The sequence below is a fragment of the Microbulbifer sp. genome (assembly GCF_051659245.1).
Classification (GTDB): domain Bacteria; phylum Pseudomonadota; class Gammaproteobacteria; order Pseudomonadales; family Cellvibrionaceae; genus Microbulbifer.
The window spans coordinates 58,329-67,090 of sequence record NZ_JBOFOC010000187.1; the positions used below are offsets into that span (position 1 = coordinate 58,329).

Sequence of the window (8,762 nt, forward strand, 5' to 3'; positions counted from 1 at the left end):
GAAAAATTAGGAGTGAATGAAAGCCTTTCATGATATTTCCAGTAAAACGTGCCGGTTTGTTAGATAGAATTCTAATACGATTAGCCGAACTGGGTTGGCAGCTATCTATCTGCACATATAGCTGCCACCTGCTCAATGCTGATTAAAGTCCGTCGGAGGCTTCCAGAGTCTGCCGCGCAATTTCCTCGGCGTCCTTGGAAAGCCATTTGGCCAGGTAAGCCTCTTTCTTGGTTTCTACGTTAGCGGCGTGGTTTTGCGCCCACAGCTTTGAAGCTTCGGAATTCTCCACCAGTTTGGTCTGGCTTACCCAATTCCCGAAATTCTTTGAAGATGTGCTGAAGTCGCTGTCCGCATTTTTCTTGATCGGTTGGAAACTGAAACGCGCCTTCCAGGCGCCCATGCGCGGGGTCACCATCGCATAGTAGGTTTTGCCCGCTTCCAGGTCGGCTTTCATGAAATCGGCCGCCTCGGAAACCACCATGAAGGTATGCTCGCCCGGCTCCACTTCGTGTGAGATCTTGGTGCCGTTGGCCATGATGCCGATAAATTCATTCTTATCGCCCTTTACTTCAAACAGCGAAGCGTTGATCGCCGAACCGACAAAAGACGAGCGCATAAAAACAACTTGTGCTTTGTCCGGATTCGGAGCGGCGACGGTCTGGTTGGTGCTGACAAGCATCGGATTGCCGGCACAGGCGGCCAGCCAGATGGAGCTGGCGGCAAATACAAGTTTAACCAAGCGCAACATATTGTTATCTCCTTTTGTGGTGAAAAGCGCGGGCTCAGTTTGACATTTTTTGACGTGCCGGGACAGATTCTTGGCGGAGGGGGATAAAAAGACAGGTTAGTCCTTCAGCAACTTGGCCCTGCGTACCACCACCGCGGTGCGCAACCTCTCCCGCCCGAACAGCGACATTCTGGCAAAGTCCTCCCGCGCGATCGGCAGGTACTGGCTGTCGAGAGGGTTCTGCTCGTCGTCGTAGTCCGGGTCGTGCACATAGAGGCATTCATCGTCGATACCGGTCAGGGTTACCCAGTGAGGCATCTTCCTGCCGTCCAGGCGGTAGGTGCTGATCAGCAGCAGCGCCAGGGCGCCCTGCTCCAGCCACTGCTGCAGCTGGTCCTGGGTAAAGTCCTCTTCGATAACCGGAATATCCCGCTCGCGGGCGGACCGACGGAAGTCCGCATCCACCTGCCGAATGACCTTTTTTTTGCTCTCCGAACGCACGCCGTGGGCGAACAGCGGCGTCCCCTGGTTCAGGTAGACGGTGCAGTGGAAGCCGCGCAGGCGCGTTGCCAGCGCCAGGCCTATCGGATGGCAGCCGCCGGTCCCGGAAGTCATAAAGATGGTGGTGGCCTCGCGCCAAAGGGCCAGCTCCTCGCTGACCGAGGGCCGGTAGTCGGGGCGGAGCGCCGCCATCGCCATCATCGCCGCCGCGGGGCCGCAGGTGAAGTCGGTGGTCTGGCCGTACCAGGGCACTTGCAGTCTGTGTAGATTCTCCGGGCGGTAGCGGATGCGCTTCTGCATGCGCAACGCATTGGCGTCATCTTCGTAGTAATTGGAATAGCTGCCAAAGGTGCGGTAGCCCCGCCGCTGGTAGAGGGCGATGGCGTCGTGGTTGTCCTCGGCCACCTCCAGGCGCATAAAGAGGCGACCGCTGTGGCTGCTATCCTCTTCAGCCGCCGACAGCAGAGCGCCGCCGATTCCCTGGCCCCGCCCGGCCGGGCTCACCGCCAGGGAGTAGAGCCGCGCCAAGCGGGTGCCGCGGCGCAGCAGCACCAGCACATAGCCGAGCAACTGCCCGGCCCGTTCCGCCACCAGGAAGACGCGATTGTCCGCCGCCACCCAGTGGCGCAGGCGCCGACGGGAGAGGCGGTCGCTGCTGAAACAGGTCTGTTCCAGCGTGTGCAGGGCAGGCACATCCGCCGGGCAGGCGGGGCGAATCTGGAAAGTCGGCGAGTAGGAAGAAGGCATCTGGGAGTCCGCCAACCGGCGGCCGGAAACACCGCGAAGCTGCGGCTGAGCTACATTAGCAAAAGGCGCAAAAAAAGATAGGAGCTGGACAAAATTTCTTCTATCTTTCGCGCAGTTTTTCACCCTTACCGAGACGCCTTTCCGAATGTCCCAGGTGCTGATTGTGATCGACCAACCCGCCGACTGGGCTCCCTACTATCCCAGCGAGCGGGTGATCACCTTTGCCGACTACTTACAACTGCCCGGCCGCCACCAGCGGGTGCGGGTGATCAACCTGTGTGCCAACTACGAGTACCGCAGCGAGGGCTACTACTGCTCGCTGCTGGCGGAGGCGCGCAGCCACCACGTACTGCCCAGCGTGCGCACCCTGAACGACCTGGCGGCGCCGCAGCTGTACAAGCTGCAGCTGGCGCGGGTGCTGCCGGCGTTGGGCAAGCTGCCCCGGCCCGAAGTGCCGGGGGAGACCCTGGTGGTCAAATCTTACTTCGGCCAGTGCCCCGAGCCGGCGCTGCAGCCGCTGGCGCGGCTGCTGTTCGACCGCTTTGCCTGCCCGGTGCTGGAGATCCACCTGGCCTGCCAGCAGCAGTGGGAGATCGTCGACCTGCGTATCTGTTCCCACAGGGAGCTGGGCGAGGCGGAGGAGACGCTGTTCGCCGAGGCCCTGGACAGCTTCAGTAACAAAGTGTGGCGCCAGCGCAAAAATCAGGGCAGCACCCGCTACGACCTGGCGATCCTGGTCAACCCGGATGAGGCGTTGCCGCCCTCGGATAAGAGTGCGATCAAGAAGTTCGTCAGCGCCGGGCGCGAGCAGGGTTTCTCGGTGGAGCTGATCACCCCCGCGGACTATATGCGCCTGCCGGAGTTCGACGCCCTTTTTATCCGCGAGACCACCGCGATAGACCACCACACCTACCGCTTCGCTAAAAAGGCGGAGGCGGAGGGGCTGGTGGTGATCGATGATCCCACCAGTATCCTGCGCTGCACCAACAAGATCTACCTGGCGGACCTGTTTGCCACTCATAAGGTGTCGGCGCCCCGGACCTGCATTCTGCGCCGCGGCGACGAGGACAGCCTGCAGAAGGCGCTTTCAGAGCTGGGCCTGCCGATGGTGATTAAAATCCCCGACGGCTCCTTTTCCCGCGGCGTGGTCAAAGTGAAGAGCGAGGAGGAGCTGCGGGACAAGCTGGGCGAATTGTTCGCCGAGTCCAGCCTGCTGCTCGCGCAGGAATACCTCTATACGGAATTCGACTGGCGCATCGGCGTGCTGAACAACAAGCCGCTCTACGCCTGCCGCTACTACATGGCGAAAAACCACTGGCAGATCTACAACCACAGCAACAAGAAAAACGCCAGCGGCGGCTTCGCCACCCTGCCCACCTTCGAGGTGCCGAAAGCCGTGCTGCAGGCGGCCCTCAAGGCCACCAAGCCCATCGGCAACGGGTTTTACGGCGTGGATGTGAAGGAGTCCGCCGGCCGCGGCTATGTGATCGAGGTGAACGACAACCCGTCCATCGACAGCGGCGTGGAGGACAAATACCTGGGCCGGGAACTTTACCGGTTGATTCTCCAGGAATTTGTGCGCCGGCTGGACGCACGGCGGGCGGGGCAGGAATAACGTGGGAGTCGGGCGCGAAGGGCGCGATGCCGCCGCGTGGGCCGTCCCGCGTAATGGCGGCCGGTCGCGGGCACCGATTTTCAATTGCTCCTGTGCTGGCTCGCGCCCGGGTCCCGGGTCCCGGGTCCCGATGGTCCCGGCTCTCTACACAACTCCAGCCAGCGCTCGATCCCCGCGCTGCGGTACTTCTGCCGGTGCAGGGCGAAATAGAACTCGCGGGAGAAATCCCGCTGCGGCACCGGCAGCTCCACCAGCGAGCCGCGCTTCAGCGCGTCGGACAGGGACACCCTTGAGAGGCAGCTGATCCCCAGCCCCGCTTCCACCGCGCGCTTGATCGCCTCGGTGTGCTGCAGCTCCAGTCGTATATGCAGCTGCGGCAGCAGCCCGGCGAGAGCGCGCTCGAAGGTCTGGCGGGTGCCGGACCCCGGCTCGCGCACTATCCAGGTGGCCCCACACAGGTCTTTGTCGCTCAGCCGTTTGCGCCCGGCCAGGGCGTGCTGGGGCGTGCAGAAGACCACCAGCTCGTCGTCGCGCCAGGGGATCATCTCCAGGTCCGGATGGTTGAGCTCCCCCTCGATCAGCCCCAGGTCCAGCTCGAAATTCAGCACCCGCTCGGCGATGGCCGCGGTGTTGGCCACCTCCAGCTCCACCCGCGCCCCCGGTTGTTCCTCCATATAGCGAGCCATGATGCCCGCGGCCAGGTAGTTACCGATGGTCAGGGTGGCACCGATCTTCAGCCGCCCCAGGTCCCGATGTGCGGCCAGCGTCCGCTCCAGCTCCCGCGCCCGCTCCAGCAGCTCCTCCGCCCGCGGCCAAAGCTGGCGGCCCAGTTCGTTCAGGCGCAGGCGTTTGCCGGTGCGCTCGAACAGGCGCAGCTCGAACTGCTGCTCGAACTCCTTGAGTGCCGCGGAGGCGGCGGACTGGGACATATTCAGGCTGACCGCCGCGCGGCTCACGTTCTCGTAGTGGGCGCAGGCGAGGAAGACTTCCAGCTGGCGAAGGGAATAGCGCACGGAAATTCTTTAATTGAGTAAATCGATAATGAATATCGAAATATCCCATTTTGCCAATAGATATTCCAGGGTTAAAATTCAATCATTAAGAGAATTCAGGAATAAGTGGTTCTAAACTTATGTCTAATTTGAATATAGAGAAGGTGCTCGAAGTCCATCACTGGAACGAGACGCTGTTCAGCTTCAAGACCAGCCGCGATCCGGCTTTTCGCTTCGAGAACGGGCACTTTACCATGATCGGTCTGCCGCAGGACAACGGCCGCCCGCTGCTGCGCGCCTACTCTATCGCCAGCGCCAACTACGAGGACGAGCTGGAGTTCTTCAGCATCAAGGTGCCGGACGGACCGCTCACCTCCCAGCTGCAGAAGATCAAGCCCGGCGACGAGATCTTCGTCAGCCGCAAACCCACCGGCACCCTGGTGGCGGACCACCTGCTGCCCGGCAAGCGCCTGTGGCTGCTGTCCACCGGCACCGGCCTGGCGCCCTTCCTCAGCATTATCAAGGACCCGGACGTGTACGAGCGCTTCGACCAGGTGATCCTCACCCACGGCGTGCGCCATGTGTCCGAGCTGGCCTACCAGGACTATATCGAAAACGAGCTGCCGAACCACGAGTACTTCGGCGAGATGGTGAGCGAACAGTTGCTCTATTACCCCACCGTGACCCGCGAGCCCTACCGCAACAACGGCCGCCTCACCGACCTGATGCTCTCCGGCAAGATCTTCCAGGACCTGGGTGTGCCCCAGCCGAATGTGGAAGAAGACCGCTTTATGCTCTGCGGCAGCCCCGCGATGCTCAAGGATCTCACCACCATTCTCGATGACTGGGGTTTCCGCGAGACCCGCGCCGGCGTGCCCCACGAGTATGTGATCGAGCGGGCCTTTGTGGAAAAGTAAGCGCCGCTAATTCGTCTTTTAAAAAACCACCCGCCCGGGTGGTTTTTTTTTAGCGCGCAAAGTCTCTTTAACTCAGCAATCCCAATCTTCCTAAACAGCCAAGTAACTGCTCACCCCGTAGGAGCGGCCCATGGCCGCGATCGGCTTAGCTACGAAGTCAGACCGCTGAGATAGCTCGACACGTCCATGTGCCTCGGCCTTTGGCCAGCTAAAGCTGCTCAAATCCGTTCTCAGTGTATTTGCCCGTGGCGTTCACCCTACAGGAAAAATATCGGCGTTTCCGTTATGCACCGGACGAGCAGTTACACTGCCACTCCATAAATCGCCACTGCTTCAGCGATCCCGTGCGGCGGCTGCATCTGGTCCATCGGACTCAATACGCCTTTTCCACCTCGGTTTACCACATGGGTATAGATCTCTGTGGTACTGATATCCGCGTGCCCCAACAATTCCTGGATAGTGCGAAGATCATAGCCCACCTCCAACAGGTGAGTGGCAAAGCTGTGACGAAATGCGTGCGCACGTGCCGGCTTGTTGATACCCGCTTTCCGCACCGCGATTCGAATCTGGCGGGTGAGCGTGGTCGGGTGCATATGGTGTCGGCGCAGCTCACCGGACCGAGGACAACGCCCGATAGCGTGGGCTGGGAACAGGTACTGCCAGCCCAGTTCGCTGGCAGCGCGGGGGGATTTCCGTTCGAGGGCGTCCGGTAGATACACTCGACCATAGCCATCGAGCAGGTCTTGTTGGTGAAGCAGAGCCACGCGCCCTATTTGGTGCTTGAGGCCTGAAATCAACCCCTGTGGCAGCATCGTCGTACGATCCTTGTTTCCCTTGCCTCCGCGCACAAAAATATTGTTGCTGCCAAAATCGACATCCTTTACACGCAGGGACAGCAGCTCAGCACTGCGCAGTCCGGAACCGTATAGCAGTGTAACCTGCAGATGGTGAACCCCTTGCAAATGGCCGAGAATCGCCTTTATCTCCTCTCGACTGTAAACCACCGGCAGGCGCCGATGCTGTTTGGCAGGATTGAAATTAAGCAGACTGATATCTTTGCCGAGGAAACGCTTGTAAAGATATACTAGAGCGTTGAGCGCTATACGCTGGGTGTTGACAGAGCAAAGTCGCTGCGATGCGAGAAAGTTCAGAAAACCCTCGATCTCCGCCCCTCCCATCTCGTTCGGATGCCGTAAGTCATTGAAATGAATAAACCGTTTGATCCAATGGACATAGGTCTGCTCAGTTCGATAGGCCAGTCCGTTTTGCCGAATATGATGCCGCAACTGATCCATAAACTTTTCCGGCTTCCGAGGCAATCTGTGGCGTATGTCATCCATGAGAGACTCCCAGTGAGCTGTTTATCTATACAGTATTGTCTCGAATCGCCACATGTCAATGGCAGAATTCAGCAGCAGGTTCGTCTATCTACGGAAAATTCCCGCTAAGTCATTGACTTTTAAGGGGTTCCCAATATGATCAAAAGCACTTCTGTTGAGGAGATATAAAGCAGCGGTGCGCTATCTATTTGTTGAAATATCCGCCAATATGACTTAACTCTTTGATTTTTCGCAAAAATTCCCGTGGCGGCGATGCGAGAGGCCTGTAGATAGAGAGCTGGGTAGATATAAAGCAGCGTCTTTTGAATTAACTGTTATGCATTCAAGGAGGTATAGATGAAACAAGTGACCTTTGCAGTTTTGGTAGGACTCGTCTCAGCATTATTGGGAGTTTTGTTTACGGGTTACTCTGCGGCAATAGCGATACCTAGTGGTTTAGTAGATTTTTTCACCGGTTGGCGTATGTTCCTGTGGGATACTCTGGTTGTTCAGTTTTTAGGATATGGAGTTACCATATTGCTGCTCACCTTCTTAGTGACAATGCTGCTTAAATTGAATCCGTGGATAACTGCAGCCTTGGCGGTTCTCGCTTGTGAAGCCTCTTTGGCGATTGCGTACCCGACAAGCTTCTCCTTATACATGCCCCATATTATAGTTGTGGTATCGTGTGCTTTCCTTGGCGCGCTTTCATCCCAGAGGATAGCGAATGCATAACCAGTCGCAGCACTTCGCCGTCGCAAGCGCCGGCGGGACGCTCGTAAACTCGCGCCCGTGTGCTTAGGCGTTAGGCGATAGTCAATGAACCCCACAGAAAAATATGAAAAGGCCGTAAAAATTTTAGTAGAGATCGGCGTTGAAAAACGAGCGATTGTTCCACCCTATGTTCAGTTTCTCGCGAGTTTAGGATTTGAGGTGAAGCATCCGCTTTATGTACCAATTTATTACAATTACGTAAGGTACTTTATCCAACTACTTTTTCCTGTAGCTATCGGTATCGGAGTTTCAGCTCTTTTTGAGCGCAATATCAATTTAAAGGTTTGGGTAGCAGTAGTTATTTTTCTCCCACTAGTTTTCTCGGTTTATGATTGGTCTCGTACAGCAGGCCAGAAACTTCCACATTGGGAAGAGCTCTGAGGTATCAGCGCCTAACGAAGCGCTGCAGGCCGACAGCTTACTTTGTGCACCTTTTGCGCGGTCGCTGTCGCTCCCATTTTCGCGTAAAATGCGCACAAAGTAAGCCGCGGCTGAGCGCGGCGTTATACGCCCGAGAAAATCATGAGTGAGCTAGAAAAAGCGATCTTAGAATGGATTGATAAGACCGCACCAGAGTTTTATCTGTGTAACTTTATTCCTTCGCTTGAGGTAAGGAAGCGAGAGATTACGGATATCGGCTTTCTTACTTATTTTAATATGCATTCTGTTGGTTCTAGACTGTCGTCGCAAAGTTCCGGCAATGTTCCTGGACCTTACATAGAAACTCCAGATTTGGCCGGAGGAGCGGACTCTCTTATTCATATTCGAGATGGCCAAATTGAATTTCTAGAGGTTTATGCTCTAGAGGATGAAAATGCCAACAGAATCAATAATTTTGAATTGAGGTCTTGGGGGTGAATCCTGCCAAGTTCGCGTATAACCAGGCGCTGCTGAGGGACAGTTTACTTTATGCACCTTTGTGCGGCTCGCTGCGCTCGCATTCTCGCACAAAGTTTCATAAAGTAACTGCCCCAGAGCGCAACGTTATACGCCCGAGAAAATCATGAGTGAGCTAGAAAAAGCAATCTTAAAATGGATTGATAAAACCGCACCAGAGTTTTATCTGCGCAACTTGATTCCATCGCTTGAGGTAAGGAAACGGGAGATTACGGATATCGGGTTTTTCACTTATTTTAATATGTCTTCGATTGATTATAGGCTGTCTTCGCA

The 8,762-nt window shown here is 56.8% G+C and carries 9 protein-coding genes; 5 read left to right on the forward strand and 4 right to left on the reverse strand.

Annotated elements, in window-relative coordinates; all coding sequences use genetic code 11:
* Positions 1 to 142 precede the first annotated feature (142 nt).
* Positions 143 to 748 (reverse strand): hypothetical protein, encoded by a 606-nt coding sequence (locus tag ACRC0P_RS17965; protein WP_438632677.1) that lies wholly within the window; start codon positions 746 to 748, stop codon positions 143 to 145.
* 96 nt (positions 749 to 844) lie between these two features.
* Positions 845 to 1,975 carry a peptidase C39 family protein gene (locus tag ACRC0P_RS17970; protein ID WP_438632678.1) on the reverse strand — a complete coding sequence of 377 codons (1,131 nt, stop codon included), beginning with the start codon at positions 1,973 to 1,975 and terminating at the stop codon, positions 845 to 847.
* 145 nt (positions 1,976 to 2,120) lie between these two features.
* On the opposite strand from ACRC0P_RS17970, the gene ACRC0P_RS17975 reads away from it, so the two are divergent.
* Positions 2,121 to 3,590 carry a RimK family protein gene (locus tag ACRC0P_RS17975; protein ID WP_438632679.1) on the forward strand — a complete coding sequence of 490 codons (1,470 nt, stop codon included), beginning with the start codon at positions 2,121 to 2,123 and terminating at the stop codon, positions 3,588 to 3,590.
* Positions 3,591 to 3,670: 80 nt separating this feature from the next.
* On the opposite strand, the gene ACRC0P_RS17980 is transcribed toward ACRC0P_RS17975, so the two are convergent.
* A complete protein-coding gene (locus ACRC0P_RS17980; RefSeq protein ID WP_438632680.1) occupies positions 3,671 to 4,603 on the reverse strand; it encodes a LysR family transcriptional regulator in 933 nt (310 codons plus the stop codon).
* Positions 4,604 to 4,722: 119 nt separating this feature from the next.
* On the opposite strand from ACRC0P_RS17980, the gene ACRC0P_RS17985 reads away from it, so the two are divergent.
* Entirely contained in the window at positions 4,723 to 5,499 is a 777-nt protein-coding gene (locus tag ACRC0P_RS17985; protein WP_438632681.1) for a ferredoxin--NADP reductase, read from the forward strand.
* 302 nt (positions 5,500 to 5,801) lie between these two features.
* Here ACRC0P_RS17985 and ACRC0P_RS17990 read toward each other — a convergent pair whose 3' ends face one another.
* Positions 5,802 to 6,794, reverse strand: a complete 993-nt coding sequence (locus ACRC0P_RS17990) for an integron integrase (protein WP_438632682.1) — start codon at positions 6,792 to 6,794, stop codon at positions 5,802 to 5,804.
* Positions 6,795 to 7,175: 381 nt separating this feature from the next.
* On the opposite strand from ACRC0P_RS17990, the gene ACRC0P_RS17995 reads away from it, so the two are divergent.
* The 3 genes from ACRC0P_RS17995 to ACRC0P_RS18005 all read left to right on the forward strand — a co-directional run bounded on the left by ACRC0P_RS17995 (position 7,176) and on the right by ACRC0P_RS18005 (position 8,450).
* Entirely contained in the window at positions 7,176 to 7,553 is a 378-nt protein-coding gene (locus ACRC0P_RS17995; RefSeq protein WP_438632683.1) for a hypothetical protein, read from the forward strand.
* 84 nt (positions 7,554 to 7,637) lie between these two features.
* Positions 7,638 to 7,973: a DUF6404 family protein gene (locus ACRC0P_RS18000; RefSeq protein ID WP_438632684.1), complete on the forward strand. Its 336-nt coding sequence runs from the start codon at positions 7,638 to 7,640 to the stop codon at positions 7,971 to 7,973.
* Between the two features lie 141 nt (positions 7,974 to 8,114).
* Positions 8,115 to 8,450: a hypothetical protein gene (locus ACRC0P_RS18005; protein WP_438632685.1), complete on the forward strand. Its 336-nt coding sequence runs from the start codon at positions 8,115 to 8,117 to the stop codon at positions 8,448 to 8,450.
* Positions 8,451 to 8,762 lie beyond the last annotated feature (312 nt).

Bases quoted from the DNA above. Each gene is read 5' to 3' on its own strand.
- ACRC0P_RS17965 (WP_438632677.1), bottom strand. From the start codon at position 748: ATGTTGCGCTTGGTTAAACTTGTATTTGCCGCCAGCTCCATCTGGCTG.
- ACRC0P_RS17970 (WP_438632678.1), bottom strand. From the start codon at position 1,975: ATGCCTTCTTCCTACTCGCCGACTTTCCAGATTCGCCCCGCCTGCCCG.
- ACRC0P_RS17975 (WP_438632679.1), top strand. From the start codon at position 2,121: ATGTCCCAGGTGCTGATTGTGATCGACCAACCCGCCGACTGGGCTCCC.
- ACRC0P_RS17985 (WP_438632681.1), top strand. From the start codon at position 4,723: ATGTCTAATTTGAATATAGAGAAGGTGCTCGAAGTCCATCACTGGAAC.
- ACRC0P_RS17990 (WP_438632682.1), bottom strand. From the start codon at position 6,794: ATGGATCAGTTGCGGCATCATATTCGGCAAAACGGACTGGCCTATCGA.
- ACRC0P_RS17995 (WP_438632683.1), top strand. From the start codon at position 7,176: ATGAAACAAGTGACCTTTGCAGTTTTGGTAGGACTCGTCTCAGCATTA.
- ACRC0P_RS18000 (WP_438632684.1), top strand. From the start codon at position 7,638: ATGAACCCCACAGAAAAATATGAAAAGGCCGTAAAAATTTTAGTAGAG.
- ACRC0P_RS18005 (WP_438632685.1), top strand. From the start codon at position 8,115: ATGAGTGAGCTAGAAAAAGCGATCTTAGAATGGATTGATAAGACCGCA.